This window comes from Devosia riboflavina, assembly GCF_000743575.1.
GTDB classification, from domain to species: domain Bacteria; phylum Pseudomonadota; class Alphaproteobacteria; order Rhizobiales; family Devosiaceae; genus Devosia; species Devosia riboflavina.
Window position 1 is genome coordinate 140586 of record NZ_JQGC01000033.1, and the last position, 15686, is coordinate 156271.

Annotated in this window: 15 protein-coding genes; 11 read left to right on the forward strand and 4 right to left on the reverse strand. The window is 61.3% G+C overall.

The window, feature by feature from the left end; genetic code table 11:
* Window positions 1-97 precede the first annotated feature (97 nt).
* The 3 genes from JP75_RS23140 to JP75_RS23150 form a co-directional block, all read right to left on the reverse strand.
* Entirely contained in the window at window positions 98-424 is a 327-nt protein-coding gene (locus JP75_RS23140; protein WP_035087282.1) for a hypothetical protein, read from the reverse strand.
* 140 nt (window positions 425-564) lie between these two features.
* The gene (locus tag JP75_RS23145) at window positions 565-1491 is read right to left on the reverse strand and encodes a response regulator (protein WP_035087284.1); all 927 of its coding nucleotides are present in this window, start codon (window positions 1489-1491) and stop codon (window positions 565-567) included.
* Window positions 1478-4852, reverse strand: a complete 3375-nt coding sequence (locus JP75_RS23150) for a hybrid sensor histidine kinase/response regulator (RefSeq protein WP_035087286.1) — start codon at window positions 4850-4852, stop codon at window positions 1478-1480. The genes JP75_RS23145 and JP75_RS23150 overlap by 14 nt, the downstream gene beginning before the upstream one ends.
* A 238-nt stretch (window positions 4853-5090) precedes the next feature.
* On the opposite strand from JP75_RS23150, the gene urtA reads away from it, so the two are divergent.
* The 5 genes from urtA to urtE all read left to right on the forward strand — a co-directional run bounded on the left by urtA (window position 5091) and on the right by urtE (window position 10774).
* Window positions 5091-6389 carry an urea ABC transporter substrate-binding protein gene (urtA, locus tag JP75_RS23155; protein ID WP_035087288.1) on the forward strand — a complete coding sequence of 433 codons (1299 nt, stop codon included), beginning with the start codon at window positions 5091-5093 and terminating at the stop codon, window positions 6387-6389.
* Window positions 6390-6464: 75 nt separating this feature from the next.
* Window positions 6465-8078 (forward strand): urea ABC transporter permease subunit UrtB, encoded by a 1614-nt coding sequence (gene urtB, locus JP75_RS23160; RefSeq protein WP_035087290.1) that lies wholly within the window; start codon window positions 6465-6467, stop codon window positions 8076-8078.
* Window positions 8079-8118: 40 nt separating this feature from the next.
* Entirely contained in the window at window positions 8119-9318 is a 1200-nt protein-coding gene (gene urtC, locus JP75_RS23165; RefSeq protein ID WP_084587889.1) for an urea ABC transporter permease subunit UrtC, read from the forward strand.
* Window positions 9319-9323: 5 nt separating this feature from the next.
* Entirely contained in the window at window positions 9324-10073 is a 750-nt protein-coding gene (gene urtD, locus JP75_RS23170; RefSeq protein WP_035087292.1) for an urea ABC transporter ATP-binding protein UrtD, read from the forward strand.
* Window positions 10070-10774, forward strand: coding sequence for an urea ABC transporter ATP-binding subunit UrtE (gene urtE, locus JP75_RS23175; RefSeq protein WP_035087295.1), 705 nt, complete (start codon window positions 10070-10072; stop codon window positions 10772-10774). Before urtD ends, urtE begins: the two co-directional genes overlap by 4 nt.
* A gap of 53 nt (window positions 10775-10827) precedes the next feature.
* Here the strand turns inward: urtE and JP75_RS23180 are convergent, their stop codons facing one another.
* Window positions 10828-11160, reverse strand: coding sequence for a hypothetical protein (locus JP75_RS23180; RefSeq protein WP_152565964.1), 333 nt, complete (start codon window positions 11158-11160; stop codon window positions 10828-10830).
* A 77-nt stretch (window positions 11161-11237) separates the two neighbouring features.
* Between JP75_RS23180 and JP75_RS23185 the strand changes: the two genes are divergently transcribed.
* The 6 genes from JP75_RS23185 to ureC all read left to right on the forward strand — a co-directional run bounded on the left by JP75_RS23185 (window position 11238) and on the right by ureC (window position 15656).
* Complete coding sequence (locus tag JP75_RS23185; protein WP_035087298.1) at window positions 11238-12092, forward strand: urease accessory protein UreD; 855 nt, start codon at window positions 11238-11240, stop codon at window positions 12090-12092.
* Between the two features lie 10 nt (window positions 12093-12102).
* Entirely contained in the window at window positions 12103-12405 is a 303-nt protein-coding gene (locus tag JP75_RS23190; RefSeq protein ID WP_035087300.1) for an urease subunit gamma, read from the forward strand.
* A gap of 10 nt (window positions 12406-12415) precedes the next feature.
* A complete protein-coding gene (locus JP75_RS23195) occupies window positions 12416-12994 on the forward strand; it encodes a HupE/UreJ family protein (RefSeq protein ID WP_035087303.1) in 579 nt (192 codons plus the stop codon).
* Between the two features lie 10 nt (window positions 12995-13004).
* A complete protein-coding gene (locus JP75_RS23200) occupies window positions 13005-13310 on the forward strand; it encodes an urease subunit beta (RefSeq protein WP_035087305.1) in 306 nt (101 codons plus the stop codon).
* Between the two features lie 102 nt (window positions 13311-13412).
* Window positions 13413-13832 carry a hypothetical protein gene (locus JP75_RS23205; protein ID WP_152565965.1) on the forward strand — a complete coding sequence of 140 codons (420 nt, stop codon included), beginning with the start codon at window positions 13413-13415 and terminating at the stop codon, window positions 13830-13832.
* 114 nt (window positions 13833-13946) lie between these two features.
* Window positions 13947-15656, forward strand: a complete 1710-nt coding sequence (gene ureC, locus JP75_RS23210; protein ID WP_035087307.1) for an urease subunit alpha — start codon at window positions 13947-13949, stop codon at window positions 15654-15656.
* The last annotated feature ends 30 nt before the right edge of the window (window positions 15657-15686 follow it).

The window sequence follows — 15686 nt, forward strand, 5'->3', positions numbered from 1 at the left end:
TTTTCTAAGCAAAATCAAAACAAAGAACCCGCGCCGGGGGGCTCCGGCGCGGGTCTGGCGTCCGTGGCGGGTTGGAGGTAACACCCCGCCGCAGGAGCTACCAGCCGTGCTTCTTGGTCTGGTTCTGGCCGCCGATGCCCAGAATGCCATTGCCGTTCAGCACACCATTGAGAATGGAATTGCCGTTGGCGGTATTGTTGCCGCTGAGGATGCCGGAGAGAATGCTGCTGTTGTTGCCGACAGCGACGGTATTGCCGTTGAGGACATTGATATTGCCCACATCCACGACGTCGGCCACGGTGGAGACCACGCCGGTGATGTTGCTGAGCACATTGTTGGTGCGCTTGGCGAAGAAGCCGCCGGCATGAGCGCCCGAAGTCATCGCCATGGCAGCCACGACGGAAAGTGCAATCACGGTCTTCATACTCGTTACTCCCTTGAAAACATGTCGGTTTCGACAGGCACGAGGAAGCCCGAGCACGCGCTTTTGGGCAATTGCAGGGAGCGATAATATGCGTTTCATGCGCACTAGGCGCGTTTCATGTCCCGGACTACGGGAAAGCCCTAAAGCTCAAAGCTCTCCTGCATCGCCTGAATGGCCTTGATGGCGGCCGAGGCGCGGTTTTCGACGCCAAGCTTGGCATAGACCTGCTCAAGGTGCTTGTTCACCGTGCGCGGGCTGAGGCCCAAAATATCCCCGATATCGCGATTGGATTTTCCGCGGGCGATCCAGAGCAGCACTTCGCTTTCGCGCTGCGTCAGCCCAAAGTGCTGGCGGAGATTGTCTTCCTGCCCCTCTTCCTGCGCACCGGTCAGGCGGAAAAGATATTCGTCGCCGCCGACCACGCCGAGAAAGGCAAACTGCAGTCCCGGGGCGCCCGGCAGAGTCACATCGAACCCGCTGCCCGGTGACGCATCGCCATGGTCGAGTCGCCAACGGGAAAAACCGCTCGACATCTCCGCCTGGCGATCCGCGTCCATACCGGAGCGTTCGAGCAGCTTGTTGGCCTGCGGCGTCGACCACAACACCGCTGCATCGGCGCCAAACGCCACCAGATGCCGCCCGGCAGCATCGAGCGCAATCCGCGCGCTCTGGGCGCGGCGGGCATTGGCAAGGTGCACCCGGATACGGGCCCGCAATTCATCGACATTGATCGGCTTTGAGAGATAATCGACGCCGCCGCTTTCGAGCGCATGGACGATATGCTCGGTTTCGGTCAGCCCGGTCATGAAGATGACAGGCACATGCGTGAGGGGCGCCATGGCCTTCAGCCGACGACAGGTTTCAAAGCCATCGAGACCGGGCATGACGGCATCCATCAGCACCACATCCGGCACGACGCGCTGCACGATATTGAGCGCCGCCTCGCCGCTCCGCGCCACCAGCACGGTCACGCCAGCGTCTTCGAGCGCCGTCGTCAGGAAACCGAGGGATTCCGGCGAGTCATCGACCAGAAGCACAATGTCCTGATCCCGCTCAATCCGGCTCATGGCTCACCCGTTCGAGCAGTTCGGCATAGCCATCGAAATCGAAGCTCTCCATATGAGCGCGCAGGGCGGTCACCAAAGGCTCGTTATTGGGATCGACGGCCAGTTCGGTCAATTTCGCTTCTATCCCCCTGATATGGCCGATCTGCCCCAGATTTGCCAAGTCACGCAAGTGCTCCACCCCTGGCGACCGCAGCTTTTGCGTTTTTTTGGCTTTTGGTGCCGGCGCCTCGAAATAGGTCCAGTCGAGAGCGAGTTGCGCGCCGATCTTGTCGAGCAATTGCGCGAGGTCGAACGGCTTTGCCAACGCATCATTATGCCCGGCATCGCGGCTCGCTGGCCCCGCCCCATCTCCGATATTGGCCGAAAGCATGACTATAGGTTCGGCAATACCCCGTTCGCGCAGGGCCGCAACGAGATCCCAGCCGCTCATCCCCGGCATGCGAATATCGACGAAGAAGAGATCAGGCCGCGTGGTGGCAACGAGATCGAGGCACGAGAGTCCATCCGCCGCCGTCAACACGACAAAGCCCAGCGGCGACAGCATTTCGCGCATCAGCTCGCGGTGGTCCTGATTGTCATCGACGACCATCACCACCCGCGCCGGTCCCGCATAACCGACGATCCGCCGCAGATCGGCCCGCCCCTGGCTCAGACGCTCGACCTTGGCCAGCATCAACCGCGCCTGGAAGCGCGTGCCGACGCCGACCGTGCTTGAGACGGTAATTTCGCCACCCAGCGTTTCCGTCAGCAGTTTTGTAATGGTCAACCCAAGCCCAAGTCCGGGCGTGAAGCGATTGTGCTCCGCCTCGCCGCGCACGAAGGGCTCAAAGATGTGGTCGAGATCGGCGGGAGAAATCCCGCTGCCGCTATCCGAAACCGTAAAGGTCGCCACCTGCATGCGATAAGCCACCTCAAAGCTCACGTGCCCTGAGCTGGTGAACTTGATGGCATTGGACAGCAGATTGACCAGAATCTGCCGCAGCCGCTTTTCATCGGTCCGCACATAGATCGGCAGCGCCTTGGCGCGCGTATGCCGGAACTCCAGCCCCTTGGCCTCGGCCTGAAGCCGAAACATATCGACGATCTGATCCAGAAAATCCTGAATATTGATCTCGTTAGAATAGACGTGGAGCCGCCCCGCTTCGATCTTGGAAATATCGAGCAGGCCATCGATCAGCCCCGAAAGATGCTCCGCACTGCGGCGGATCACCTGCACCGATCCACGCCGGTTCTCCGGCACTTCTGGATCGCGCTCAAGGATTTGCGCATAGCCCATCACCGCATTGAGCGGCGTGCGCAATTCGTGGCTGAGGCCCACGACATAGCGTGACTTGGCCTGATTGGCTGCCTCTGCCTTTTCCTTGGCGCGCTGCAATTCGGCATCGGTCTTGCCGTGCGCGTCGATTTCCTTGAGCAGCAGCGTGTTTTGCCGCGTGCTCTCTTCTTCGGCGACCAACCGGCTGTCATGCGCCAGCACGAGAAACCAGGTCATGATCCCCGCCGCCACCGCAAAGACGAAAAACACGACGAGCAGGGTGCCCCCCACCACATCCGACGTATCCGGCGCCGATTGGCTGGCGAAATAGTAGATAAGCCCTAGAATGCCGCCGAGGATCGCTGTGGCGATACCCATGGAAATCCCATAGCGCCCAATCCGGGTCTGCAATTTCTCGATCGCCCATTGCGGCAGCACGCTCGACGCCACCGCATGCGTCTGTGCCCGGAAATGTGCATGCGGCTTGCACATGTCGTGGCACCGCGCATCGAGCGAACAACAGAGCGAGCAGATCGGCGCCGCATAAGCCGGGCACCAGGCCATGTCTTCAGGCTCGAACGGGTGCTCGCAGATCGAACAAGTCAGCGAAGTTTTGTTCGCCCATGCTTTTCGCGGTTTGCGCGCCAGATAGTATTTACCCTTCGTCGCCCATGCGATGGCCGGCGAGGCAATAAAGCAAACGACCAGCGCAATATAAGGCGCCAGCGCCGCAGCCATCTCGCCAAACGCACCAAAATGCGCCGCCAGCGCAATCACTGCCGACAGCAGCATCGACCCGACACCGACAGGATTGATGTCATAAAGATGCGCCCGCTTGAACTCGATGCCCGGCGGCGACAGCCCCAGCGGCTTGTTGACGAAAAGATCGGCTGAGATCGAGCAGAGCCAAGCCATGGCGATGATCGAGAAGATCCCAAGCGTCTCTTCCAGCAACCGATAGATCCCCAACTCCATCAGCAACAGCGCAATGGCCACATTGAACAGCAGCCAGACCACACGGCCGGGATGGCTATGCGTCAGCCGCGAAAAGAAATTCGACCAGGCCAGCGACCCGGCATAGGCATTCATCACATTGATCTTGAGCTGACTGACCACCACGAAGACCGCCATCAGCATCAGCGCCACGAATTCATTGGGGATCATGTAGCCAAAGGCCACCGCATACATGTAACCGGGCTCTGACGCGTGCTCCGGCGAAACGCCGGACGACAGCGCCAGGAAAGCAAGGAACGACCCCGCGATCAGCTTGGGCGCGCCAACAACGACCCACCCCGCCCCCGCGAGAAAAATCCCGAGCTTCTGCCGCCACTTCGGCGCCCCCTCGGCAGGCAGAAACCGCAGGAAATCGACCTGCTCGCCAATCTGCGTCATCAGCGCCAGAATAACCGCCGACGCCGCGCCGAACTTGGCGATATCAAAGGGCGAAATCGTCCCCGCCGCACCCTCCGGCTGCCCCAAACCCGCAAATGCCCGCCAGAGGTCGAACTTCTCCCAATCCATGAAGGCGATGAAGAAGAACGGCAGGATGTTCAGCACGATCCAGATCGGCTGCGTCAGCACCTGAAAGCTCGAAATCATCCTGATGCCATGCGTCACCAGCGGAATGACGATAACAGCCGAAATGATGTGCCCCATCCAGAGCGGAATGCCGAAGGCCAGCTCCAGCGCGCTCGACATAATGGAAGCTTCGATGGCGAAAAGGATGAAGGTAAAACTCGCATAGATCAGCGAGGTGATCGTCGAGCCGATATAGCCAAAACTGGCGCCGCGGGTCAGGAGATCCACGTCCACCCCATGCCGCGTCGCATAGCGGGAGATGGGCACACCGACGAGCAGAATGGCGATTGACGCGACGACTATCGCAATCAGCGCATTGGTTGTCCCATATGACAACGTAATGCTACCGCCAATAGCCTCCAGCGCGAGGAACGAGATGGCGCCGATCGCAGTCTGCGAGATTCGATCATTGGAAAACCGCCGCGCCGACTTGGCTGTAAAGCGCAACGCATAGTCTTCAAGCGTCTGGTTGGCGACCCAGCGATTGTATTCGCGCCTGATGGGAATGATCCGTTGCCGCGCCATTATCCGCTCAAGCCTTAACCAATTTCATGCGCTGCTCAATTTTTCGCCACCACTGTCTTAGCACGGATTTTGCCAAAATCACGCGGTTTTTCAGGCCCTTCCGCGCCGCAGCGGAATCTCCTCGTCAGCCAGTTACGTCAATCGACGTATAGGGCAGCGTTAAAAAATCGTCTCAGGTGCCCCCATCGAGGCGCCTCCCTTGGCTGTCTCCTGGGGTCAACAAAACTAGAGGGACGAACACATGAACTTCACCCGCGCCAAAAGCGCCCTGCTCGCCGCGGCACTCGCCGGCAGCATTTCCCTGCCCATGGTTCCCGCCATGGCGCAGGAAGACACCATCAAGGTTGGTATCCTCCACTCGCTCTCGGGCACGATGGCGATTTCGGAAACCACCCTCAAGGACACCATGCTGTTCCTCATCGAACAGCAAAACGCCAAGGGCGGCGTCCTCGGCAAGCAGCTCGAACCCGTCGTGGTCGATATTGCTTCCGATTGGCCGCTGGCCGCCGAGCTCGCCCGCCAGCTGATCGAAGTCGACGACGTCGACGTGGTCTTCGGCTGCTGGACCTCGGTCTGCCGCAAGTCCGTGCTGCCGGTCTTTGAAGAACTGAACTCGCTGCTCTTCTACCCCGTCCAGTACGAAGGCGAAGAATCCCAGCGCAACGTGTTCTACACCGGCGCTTCGCCGAACCAGCAGGCGATCCCGGCCGTCGACTATCTCGCCGAAGAAGAAGGCGTGGAACGCTGGGTGCTCGCCGGCACCGACTATGTCTATCCGCAGACGACCAACAAGATCCTCGAGCAGTACCTGCTCGACAAGGGCGTCGCCAAAGAAGACATCATGATCAACTACACGCCCTTCGGTCATTCCGATTGGCAAACCATCGTTTCCGACATCAAGGCCTTCGGCTCGGAAGGCAAGAAGACCGCCGTGGTCTCGACCATTAACGGCGACGCCAACGTGCCGTTCTATCGCGAACTGGGCAACCAGGGCATCAAGGCCGAAGACATCCCGGTCGTCGCCTTCTCGGTCGGCGAAGAGGAGCTCTCCGGCTTCGACACCACCCCACTCGTGGGTCACCTCGCCGCCTGGAACTATTTTATGAGCGTCGACACCCCGGAGAACGAGGCGTTTATCGCTGACTGGCAAAAATTCATCGGCTCCGACACCCGCGTCACCAATGACCCGATGGAAGCCCACATGATCGGCTTCAACCTCTGGGTGAAGGCCGTGGAAGCTGCCGGTTCGACCGAAGCTGACGCCGTGATCGATAGCATCGTTGGCCTCGAAACCCCGAACCTGACCGGCGGCGTCGCCAAGATGCTCCCGAACCACCACATCACCAAGCCCGTGCTGATCGGTGAAATCCAGGATGACGGCCAGTTCTTTGTGGTCTGGGAAACCGAAGACCTCGTCCCCGGCGACGCATGGTCCGACTACCTGCCAGAATCCAAGATGCTGGAAGCCGATTGGACCGCCCCGATCAACTGCGGCAACTACAATACCGAAACCAAGACCTGCGGCGGCGCGGCTCAGTAAGCGAGCCACCTAACCCGGCAGGGGCGGCCTCCGCCCCTGCCTCTTTCTCTTGAACCGACAAGGACTTCCCAAGCGATGCTGACTCACCTTCTCCGCCTGGCACTCCTTACCCTGTCGCTTCTCCTACCCAGCCAGATCGCCCGCGCGCAGGACGCCGCCGTCGATATTCCGGCCCAGATCGCCGCGATGGGCGAGGCGAGCCTCAAGGAACTCACACAGATCGTCGTCGAGCTTGCCTCAACCGGAGACAACGGCGTCGTTCCGGTCCTCACCGCTCTCGCAGACGGCAATCTCTATCTCGATGAAGCCTCCGGCCGCGTCGTCATCCAGAACGGTTCGACCATCACCGATCCGCTGACCGGCGAGGCCGTTGATCTCGGCGCCGAAGCCGACCTCTCCCGCATCCGCGTCAACAATGGCCTCCGGCGCGATATTTCCGCTGCCCTCTCCGGCATGACGCTCATGAGCGACAATCCCGCGACGCGCCTTGCCGCCGCCCAGGGTTTTCTGTCCAAGCCAGACGCCGCCAATCTGCCGCTGCTCGACGAAGCCATTGCGGCCGAAACTGACGCCAATGTCCGCGGCGCCATGCAGGCCGCCCGCGCCGTCACCATCCTGACGAGCGAAGATGCCAGCATCGAAGACAAGAACGCCGCCGTGCCCCAGGTCGTCGCCGGCGCCGGCCGCAATGCCATCACCATTCTCACCGGCGCTCTGGCCGATGCACCAGATGAAGTGAAGCCGACCATCGAAGCCGCCATCGCTGGCCTCGAACAGGGCCGCGCCGTCTGGGGCGCCCTGCAAAACGTCTGGTTCGGCGTTTCTCTCGGCTCCGTCCTCCTCCTCGCCGCCATCGGCCTTGCCATTACCTTCGGTGTCATGGGCGTTATCAATATGGCCCATGGCGAGATGGTCATGCTAGGCGCCTACACGACCTTCCTCGTGCAGCTCGTCATTCGCCAGAATTTCCCGGGCCTGCTCGACTATTCCCTGCTTATCGCCCTGCCCGTTGCCTTCCTCGTCACCGGGGCCATCGGCGTCGGGATCGAACGTGGCATCATCCGCTGGCTCTACGGTCGTCCGCTCGAAACGCTGCTCGCCACCTGGGGCCTATCGCTTATCCTGCAGCAAACCGTTCGCTCAATCTTCGGCCCGACCAACCAGATGGTCATCGCCCCGACCTGGATGTCCGGATCGACCGACTTCTTCGGCCTCGCCATCACCTACAACCGCTTCTGGATCGTCATCTTCGCGCTGATCGTCTTCTTCATGCTGTTGCTGATCCTCAACCGCACGCCGCTCGGCCTTCAGATGCGCGCTGTCACCCAGAACCGCCGCATGGCCTCAGCCATGGGCATCCGCACCCCCTTCGTCGACGCCATGACCTTCGGCCTCGGTTCGGGCATTGCCGGCCTTGCTGGCGTGGCCCTCACCCAGATCGACAACATCTCGCCGAACCTGGGCCAGAACTACATCATCGATAGTTTCATGGTCGTGGTCTTCGGCGGCGTCGGCAATCTCTGGGGCACCTTTGTCGGCGCGCTCACACTCGGCGTCGCCAACAAGTTCCTGGAGCCCTATGCCGGCGCGGTGCTCGGCAAGATCCTGATCCTGGTGCTGATCATCCTCTTTATACAGCGGCGTCCGCGGGGCCTCTTCGCCCTCAAGGGAAGGGCGATCGAACAATGATCGCTTTCCCGCCCCGCACCCTGACTTCCGGAGACATCGCATGCTGACCCAAGCCCTGTTCCGTGCGCTCGACAAAAAGGCCGTATGGGTCATCGGCATCTTCCTCGCCGTGGCCGTCCTCGTGCCCATGGCCAATCTGCTGATCCCGCCCGGCCAGTTCGGCCACGTGCCGACCTATCTCGTCTCGCTGCTCGGCAAATACCTGAGCTACGCCATTCTGGCGCTCGCGCTGGACCTCGTCTGGGGCTATTGCGGTATCCTCTCGCTCGGCCACAGCGCCTTCTTCGCGCTCGGCGGCTATGCCATGGGCATGTATCTCATGCGCCAGATCGGCACGCGCGGCGTCTATGGCAATCCGACGCTGCCGGACTTCATGGTGTTCCTCAATTGGAAGGAACTGCCCTGGTATTGGCTCGGCTTCGACAATTTCTGGTTCGCCATGGCCATGGTCGTGGTTGTCCCCGGCCTTCTCGCCTTCATCTTCGGCTTCTTCGCTTTCCGTAGCCGCGTAACGGGCGTCTATCTCTCCATCATCACCCAGGCGATGACCTTCGCCCTGCTGCTCGCCTTCTTCCGCAACGACATGGGCTTTGGCGGCAACAACGGCCTCACCGACTTCAAGGACATTTTAGGCGCCCCGGTTCAGGCCCAAAGCACCCGCGTCATCCTCTTCGCCGCTACTGCCATTGCCTTGGCTCTCTCAGTCCTCGTCTGCTCGATGATCGTCAATTCCAAGCTCGGCAAGGTGATGGTCGCCGTGCGCGATGCCGAAAGCCGCACGCGCTTCATCGGCTACCGCGTCGAATACGTAAAACTCTTCGCCTTCACCGTCTCGGCCATCATGGCCGGCATTGCCGGCGCGCTCTATGTGCCACAGGTCGGCATCATCAATCCCGGCGAGTTCGAGCCCGGCAATTCCATCGAAGTGGTCATCTGGACTGCCGTCGGTGGCCGCGGCACCCTGATCGGCCCGATCATTGGTGCCATCGTCGTTAACCTCGGAAAGTCCTGGTTCACGAGCGCCCTGCCCGAATTCTGGCTCTTCGCCCTCGGCGCACTCTTCATCTTCGTCACCCTGTTCCTGCCCAAGGGTATCGTCGGCCTCTGGAAGCAGCTCTTCGGCATACGCCGCAAAAAGGCCGAGGAGCCCGCCCTGCCCACTCCGGCTCAGTCCGTCGATATCGAGCGCGGCGAAGACTCTGCCACCTTCGACAATCCTCAAATCCGGCCGGCGGAGTAAAGCCAATGAGCAAAGCGCAGGACACTATGCTCTACCTCAACGGCGTCTCGGTTGCCTTTGACGGGTTCAAGGCCATCAATAATCTCTCGATTATCGTCCGACCCACCGAAATGCTGGCCATTATCGGCCCCAATGGCGCGGGCAAGACCACGATGATGGACATCATCACCGGCAAGACGCGACCCGACGCCGGCGAGGTCATGTTCGATGGCCGCACCGATCTCACCAAGCTCGATGAAGCCGCCATCGCCAATCTCGGCATCGGCCGCAAATTCCAGAAGCCCACCGTGTTCGAGAGCCACACGGTCTGGGACAATCTCGAAATGGCGCTGAAGAAACCGCGCGGCATCTTTGCCGCCCTCTTCTACACTGCCAGCGACGAAGACGTGACCCGCATCACCGAAATCCTCGAAACCGTCCGCCTCCTCCACCGCAAGGACGAGTTTGCCGCCAATCTAAGCCACGGCCAGAAGCAATGGCTCGAAATTGGCATGCTGCTTGCACAAGATCCCAAGCTCCTGCTCGTCGACGAACCCGTCGCCGGCATGACCGACAGCGAAACCGAGGAAACAGCCAAACTGCTGCGCGAAATCGCCAAGACCCGATCCGTCGTAGTGGTCGAGCACGACATGAGCTTCGTGCGCGAACTCGGTTCGCGCGTCGTCTGTCTGGCTGAAGGCGCCGTGCTGGCCGAAGGGTCGCTGGACCAAGTGAGCGCCAATCCCGTGGTGATCGAAAGGTATCTTGGACGATGACCGCCGCACTCTCGATCTCAACTATCAACCTTCACTACGGCGCCGCTCAGGCGCTCAAGGGCGTGTCGATCGATTGCCAGTCGGGCCGGATCACTGCCGTGCTCGGCCGCAATGGCGTCGGCAAATCTTCGACTCTGCGCGCCATTACCGGCATCAACCACATCTCGTCCGGTGCCGTAACTTTCGGCAGCGAAGTGCTCAAAAAAGCGCCACCCTATAAACGCGCTCGCATGGGTATCGGCTATGTGCCGCAGGGTCGCGAAATCTTCCCGCTACTGACGGTCAAGGAAAACCTCGAAACCGGCTATGCCGGTCTCGCCCGCAGCGACAGAAACATTCCCGAATACATTTTCGAGCTGTTCCCCGTCCTAAAATCCATGCTTGGGCGGCGGGGCGGCGATCTCTCGGGTGGCCAGCAGCAGCAGCTCGCTATCGGCCGCGCTCTGGTCACCCGACCCAAAGTTCTGGTTCTCGATGAGCCCACCGAAGGCATCCAGCCCTCGATCATCAAGGACATTGGCCGCGCGCTGCAATTCCTGCGCGACGAAAAGGGCATGACCATTCTGTTGGTCGAGCAATTCCTCGATTTCTGCCGCGAAATTGCTGACGACATCTACGTCATGGACCGCGGCGAAATCATGCACAAAGGCCCGGCGAGCGATCTCGACCTGCAGGATGTGCGCAAACACCTGATGGTATGAAAAAGGCACCTGACCGAAGCCAGATGCCCTTCTTAGCCGCTGAAAGCGACAAATTATTGAGTAACGAAGCCACCATCGACACAGGCCTGCAGATCGATCGTATCGAGATCGATCGTCGTCGTGGCGTTCGCGCCTTCGTTAACTGCTGGAGCATCTGCTTCCGACGTGTCGGTTTCGCCAGAAACGTTATTAGCCTCCTCTGTTTCGTTGCCCTCGGAAAGAGCCTCAGTGCTTTCGGCCGTCGAAAGAGCATCACAGCGCTCCTGCACGGCCGGCATGTCCGCTTCGGACACAGCAACACCATTGATCGTCATGCCTTGCGCAAAGGCGGCACCGGTAAGAGCAATAGTAAGCGCAGCAACAGACAAAGCAGATTTAACGGTCATTTGAATAACCTCTTGAAAATTCTCTATGAAAGAGCGTTTGCTCGCCTAAATAACGAGGCGAACGCGGGATCGTTGCAATGAATTTTGCGACCAGGCCGAATTTCGAGGCAATTTCGTCTGCTCCCGTGATGCAGCGCGCCAGAGGCACTGCGCGCATCGGCACCAAGCAACGCGACGGAAAGACTTGTATCGACACGCTTTTTCAGGAGGGCTGCGGCAAGATCCGTCTGCCGCGCACGCATTCTTCTGCACTTGAAGCCGTTTTTATCAATACGGCCGGCGGCATTACCGGCGGCGATCATTTGCGCTGGGGCGCCGATATCGCCCCCGAAGGTCGGCTGGTCATCACCACCCAGGCCTGCGAACGCAGCTATCGCTCCACAGGCGACACGGCGCATGTGGAAGCCGATATCAATGTCGGCGCGGACGCACATCTCGATTGGCTTCCCCAGGAAACCATCCTCTTCGAAGCCAGCAAGCTCGACCGGCGCCTGACGATCCGCCTCGATGAAGGCGCTACCCTTACCGCCATCGAGGCTGTCCTGCTCGGTCGCGACGCCATGGGCGAGGAAGCGCGCGACGCACAATTCTCCGACACCTGGCGCATTTTCCGCGGTGATCGTCTGATCCATGCCGAAGCAACCCGCCTCACCGGCGATGGCAGCGAGCGCGATGGCCTTTCCCTGCTACGCGGCTGCCGTGCCTTTGCTTCTATCCTTCATGTTGCACCGAGTGCCGACAGAGCCGAACAGCTCCTCGATCGCGTTCGGGCCCTTCACCCCGCCGCCGGCCTGATCGCGGCCAGCGCCAACGGCGAGCGCCTCGTCATTCGCGCCATGGCCCGCACGGGCCTTGCCTTGCGAAAACTTCTGGTTCCAACTCTCATCGAACTGACCGGCGCCGGCTCCCTGCCGCGCCTGTGGCATCTCTAGGAAACGGCCGATGAACCTCACCCCCCGCGAAAAAGACAAGCTCCTCATCGCCATGGCCGCCATCGTCGCGCGCAAGCGTCTGGAGCGCGGCGTCAAACTCAACCACCCCGAGGCCGTGGCCCTGATCACCGATTTCGTGGTCGAAGGCGCCCGTGACGGCCGCCCGGTCTCCGAACTCATGGAAGCCGGCGCCCATGTCATCACCCGCGCCCAGGTCATGGAGGGCATCGCCGAGATGCTCCACGACGTGCAGGTCGAAGCCACTTTCCCCGACGGCACCAAGCTCGTCACCGTCCACCAGCCCATCCGCTAACGAGGCCACCATGTTCAAGCGCACGCTGATCGCCCTTGCCATTCTCGCCACCGCCACCATGCCGGCCTTCGCCCATCTTGATCCCGGCGCGCATGGATCATTCGCCGCCGGCTTCAGCCACCCGCTATTCGGGCTCGATCATATCCTGGCCATGGTCGCTGTCGGCCTTTGGGCCGCGATGCAGGGCGGAAAAGCTGTCTGGATCGTCCCCGGCGCCTTTGTCGGCACCATGGCCGTGGGCTTCGCAGCCGCCATTGCCGGTGTGCCCCTGCCCTTCGTCGAGCCGGTCATTCTCGCCTCGGTGATCTTCATCGGCATCGCCATCGCGCTCGCCCTGCCCGTCCCGACATCGGCCGTGGCCGCTATGGTCGGCTTCTTCGCCTTCTTCCATGGCCACGCCCATGGCGGCGAACTCGGAGAAGCCGGCGCCTGGGAGTTCGCTATCGGCTTCATCGCCGCAACGGCTGTCCTCCATGCCGTTGGCATTGGAGCCGGCCTCGCTCTCGGCCGCTTCGGCGGCAAGTGGCTTTCGCGCATCGCCGGTGCCGCGACCGCCCTCGGCGGCCTCTGGCTCACCTTCGGCGCGTGAGGCAAACGCCATGATCCCGGGCCAAGTCATCCCCGCCGCAGGCACGATGGAACTCAATACCGGGCTCGAACAGCTCACCATCGAAGTCGCCAATACGGGGGACCGGCCGATCCAGGTCGGCTCCCACTACCACTTCTATGAAACCAACGCCGGCCTCAGCTTCGATCGCGAGAAAACCCGCGGCATGCGCCTCGACATCGCCGCCGGCACCGCCGTCCGCTTCGAACCCGGCCAAAGCCGCGAAGTGCGCCTTATCCCCATCGGCGGTGATCGCAAGGTCTACGGCTTCCGCCAAAAGGTCATGGGGTCGCTGTGACCATGCGGGCACGCTTCGGCAATTCTTGGCTGACGCCATGGCAATCGCGGCCAAATGGTGGTTTAACCCCCGCCACGAAGACCTGCCTTTGCCTGGATGATCATGACTGCCGAAGCCCCGACAAAAGAAGCCCGCAATGCCGAATTCAAGCAGCGCTTCGCCGCAGTCCTGGTCGACATTCAGAAGACCGGTGCGGAAGACGGAGAGACCCTTGGGTTGATCGGTCACCTCGCCAACGATCTGGCCAAGAGCCTGCAGCAGCCGAACTGGTCCAGCGCCAAGAAGGTGATCACCCCGCAGACTTACAACGATCTGCTGAAAGTCTTCGAGCAGCGCGGCAACGAGTACCATCGCGCCGGCAAGAGCAAGCATGCCTATTCCATTCAGGTTTTGGCCATGTCCCTGATCGCCGGAACGATGCGCGCCGATCAACAGATGGTCGAGGGCGAAAAACTCCTCGACGCGGTCATCGACCGCTCGGTTTCGATCTATCAGTCGCTCAATCCGACCAAGCTCAACTAACCTCCTCTCACCCCCTTCATCGCAACGCGACCGCACGCACGACCCTACCGGGTCGGGCGCTTTCGCCGTTCGCCGCATCCATTCAACGCCTCTCCTGATTTCCGGAGCCTCGCCATGCCCGCCCGCATTTCCCGCGCCACCTATGCCGACATGTATGGCCCCACCACGGGCGACAAGGTGCGTCTGGCCGATACCGAGCTTTTCATCGAGGTGGAGAAGGACTTCACCACCTACGGCGAGGAAGTAAAATTCGGCGGCGGCAAGGTGATCCGCGACGGCATGGGCCAGTCCCAGCGCACCCGCGCCGAAGGCGCGGTCGACACGGTCATCACCAATGCGCTGGTCGTCGATTATACCGGCATTTTCAAAGCCGATATCGGCCTCAAAAACGGCCGCATCGTCGGCATCGGCAAGGCGGGCAATCCCGACACCCAGTCCGGCGTAGACATCATCATCGGCCCCTCGACCGAGGCCATAGCCGGTGAGGGCAAAATCCTCACGGCCGGCGGCATGGACGCCCATATCCACTTCATTTGCCCACAGCAGATCGAAGAAGCGCTGATGTCGGGCATCACCACCATGCTCGGCGGCGGCTCCGGTCCGGCCCACGGCACTCTCGCCACCACCTGTACCGGCGCCTGGCACATCGAGCGCATGATCGAGAGCTTTGACGCCTTCCCGATGAATCTGGCGCTCGCCGGCAAGGGCAACGCCGCTCTCCCCGCCCCGCTCGAGGAAATGATCCTCGCCGGCGCTTCGGCCTTGAAGCTGCACGAAGATTGGGGCACCACCCCCGCAACGATCGACAATTGCCTCTCCGTCGCCGACGACTACGACGTGCAGGTGATGATCCACACCGACACGCTCAATGAATCCGGCTTCGTCGAAGACACGGTCGGCGCCTTCAAGGGCCGCACCATCCACGCCTTCCACACCGAAGGCGCGGGCGGCGGCCATGCCCCCGATATTCTGAAGGTGGCGGGCCTGCCCAATGTCATCCCCTCCTCGACCAATCCGACCCGCCCCTACACAGTCAACACCATCGCCGAGCATCTCGACATGCTCATGGTCTGCCACCACCTCGACCAGTCGATCCCCGAAGACGTCGCCTTCGCCGAAAGCCGCATCCGCAAGGAAACCATCGCCGCCGAGGACATTCTGCACGACATGGGCGCTCTCTCGGTCATTTCATCAGACAGTCAGGCCATGGGCCGCGTCGGCGAGGTACTGATCCGCACCTGGCAGACCGCCGACAAGATGAAGCGCCAGCGCGGCAAACTCGCCGAAGAAACCGGCGACAACGACAATTTCCGCGTCCGCCGCTACATCGCCAAATACACGATCAACCCCGCCATCGCCCACGGCATGAGCCAGCACATCGGTTCCATCGAAGTGGGCAAGCGCGCCGACCTCGTCCTCTGGAACCCCGCCTTTTTCGGCGTAAAGCCGGAAATGGTGCTCATCGGCGGCTCCATAGCCGCCGCCCCCATGGGCGACCCGAACGCGTCCATTCCGACGCCGCAACCGATGCACTACCGGCCCATGTTCGGCGCCTATGGCAAACTGGTCAGCCGCTCCTCGGTCACCTTCATCTCCCAGGCCGCTCACGATGCCGGCCTGCGCAATCGCCTCGGCGTCGACAAGGACCTGCTCCCTGTCACCAACACCCGCGGCGGCATCGGCAAGGCGGCCATGAAGCTCAACTCGGCCACGCCCCATATCGACGTCCACCCCGAAACCTACGAAGTGCGCGCCGACGGTGTACTTCTGACATGCGAACCGGCTACGGTGCTGCCGATGGCGCAACGATATTTCCTGTTCTAGGACTTAGGCCGATTGGGAGATCGGCGACAT

What these genes read in the sequence shown, in the direction of transcription:
- JP75_RS23200 (WP_035087305.1), top strand. Translation starts at nt 13,005, where the DNA reads ATGATCCCGGGCCAAGTCATCCCCGCCGCAGGCACGATGGAACTCAAT.
- JP75_RS23190 (WP_035087300.1), top strand. Translation starts at nt 12,103, where the DNA reads ATGAACCTCACCCCCCGCGAAAAAGACAAGCTCCTCATCGCCATGGCC.
- urtE (WP_035087295.1), top strand. Translation starts at nt 10,070, where the DNA reads ATGACCGCCGCACTCTCGATCTCAACTATCAACCTTCACTACGGCGCC.
- JP75_RS23145 (WP_035087284.1), bottom strand. Translation starts at nt 1,491, where the DNA reads ATGAGCCGGATTGAGCGGGATCAGGACATTGTGCTTCTGGTCGATGAC.
- urtA (WP_035087288.1), top strand. Translation starts at nt 5,091, where the DNA reads ATGAACTTCACCCGCGCCAAAAGCGCCCTGCTCGCCGCGGCACTCGCC.
- urtD (WP_035087292.1), top strand. Translation starts at nt 9,324, where the DNA reads ATGAGCAAAGCGCAGGACACTATGCTCTACCTCAACGGCGTCTCGGTT.
- JP75_RS23205 (WP_152565965.1), top strand. Translation starts at nt 13,413, where the DNA reads ATGACTGCCGAAGCCCCGACAAAAGAAGCCCGCAATGCCGAATTCAAG.
- JP75_RS23140 (WP_035087282.1), bottom strand. Translation starts at nt 424, where the DNA reads ATGAAGACCGTGATTGCACTTTCCGTCGTGGCTGCCATGGCGATGACT.
- JP75_RS23180 (WP_152565964.1), bottom strand. Translation starts at nt 11,160, where the DNA reads ATGACCGTTAAATCTGCTTTGTCTGTTGCTGCGCTTACTATTGCTCTT.
- urtC (WP_084587889.1), top strand. Translation starts at nt 8,119, where the DNA reads ATGCTGACCCAAGCCCTGTTCCGTGCGCTCGACAAAAAGGCCGTATGG.
- JP75_RS23195 (WP_035087303.1), top strand. Translation starts at nt 12,416, where the DNA reads ATGTTCAAGCGCACGCTGATCGCCCTTGCCATTCTCGCCACCGCCACC.
- urtB (WP_035087290.1), top strand. Translation starts at nt 6,465, where the DNA reads ATGCTGACTCACCTTCTCCGCCTGGCACTCCTTACCCTGTCGCTTCTC.
- JP75_RS23185 (WP_035087298.1), top strand. Translation starts at nt 11,238, where the DNA reads ATGAATTTTGCGACCAGGCCGAATTTCGAGGCAATTTCGTCTGCTCCC.
- ureC (WP_035087307.1), top strand. Translation starts at nt 13,947, where the DNA reads ATGCCCGCCCGCATTTCCCGCGCCACCTATGCCGACATGTATGGCCCC.